We start from the raw sequence: 1,068 nt of genomic DNA, 5'->3' as shown, positions 1-1,068 counted from the left end.
AAGAAATCAACCGAGATTCCCCCAGTAGCGGCGAGCGAACGGGGAGCAGCCCAGAGTCTGAATCAGCTTGTGTGTTAGTGGAACGGTCTGGAAAGTCCGACGGTACAGGGTGATAGTCCCGTACACCAAAATGCACAGGTTGTGAACTCGAAGAGTAGGGCGGGACACGTGGTATCCTGTCTGAATATGGGGGGACCATCCTCCAAGGCTAAATACTCCTGACTGACCGATAGTGAACCAGTACCGTGAGGGAAAGGCGAAAAGAACCCCGGCGAGGGGAGTGAAAAAGAACCTGAAACCGTGTACGTACAAGCAGTGGGAGCACCTTTATGGTGTGACTGCGTACCTTTTGTATAATGGGTCAGCGACTTATATTCTGTAGCAAGGTTAACCGTATAGGGGAGCCGCAGGGAAACCGAGTCTTAACTGGGCGTTAAGTTGCAGGGTATAGACCCGAAACCCGGTGATCTAGCCATGGGCAGGTTGAAGGTTGGGTAACACTAACTGGAGGACCGAACCGACTAATGTTGAAAAATTAGCGGATGACTTGTGGCTGGGGGTGAAAGGCCAATCAAACCGGGAGATAGCTGGTTCTCCCCGAAATGCATTTAGGTGCAGCGTTGCGTGTTTCTTGCTGGAGGTAGAGCTACTGGTTGGTTGAGCGGGACTACAATCTTAGCAATGTCAGCCAAACTCCGAATGCCGGTAATGTTATAGCGTGGCAGTGAGACTGCGGGGGATAAGCTCCGTTGGTCGAGAGGGAAACAGCCCAGATCGCCGGTTAAGGCCCCTAAGGGTGTACTAAGTGGAAAAGGATGTGGGATCGCGAAGACAGCCAGGAGGTTGGCTTAGAAGCAGCCATCCTTGAAAGAGTGCGTAATAGCTCACTGGTCGAGTGGTTCTGCGCCGACAATGTAGTGGGGCTCAAGTACACCGCCGAAGCCGCGGCAGTCAACTTTTTGTTGGTTGGGTAGGGGAGCGTCGTGCATGTGGTGAAGCATTTGGGTGACCGGGTGTGGAGTGTGTGCGAGTGAGAATGCAGGCATGAGTAACGAATGAAAAGTGGAA

1 rRNA gene is annotated in these 1,068 nt (G+C 52.6%); it reads left to right on the top strand.

The annotated features are described in order from the left end of the window. Positions 1-1,068 (top strand): 23S ribosomal RNA (locus tag INF20_RS07920); the annotation flags it as partial.

It is taken from the genome of Gallibacter intestinalis (assembly GCF_014982745.1).
Taxonomy (GTDB): Bacteria; Bacillota; Clostridia; order Peptostreptococcales; family Anaerovoracaceae; genus Gallibacter; species Gallibacter intestinalis.
The sequence above is the reverse complement of the archived record's forward strand: the minus strand, read 5'-3'. Positions and strand labels throughout refer to the sequence as shown.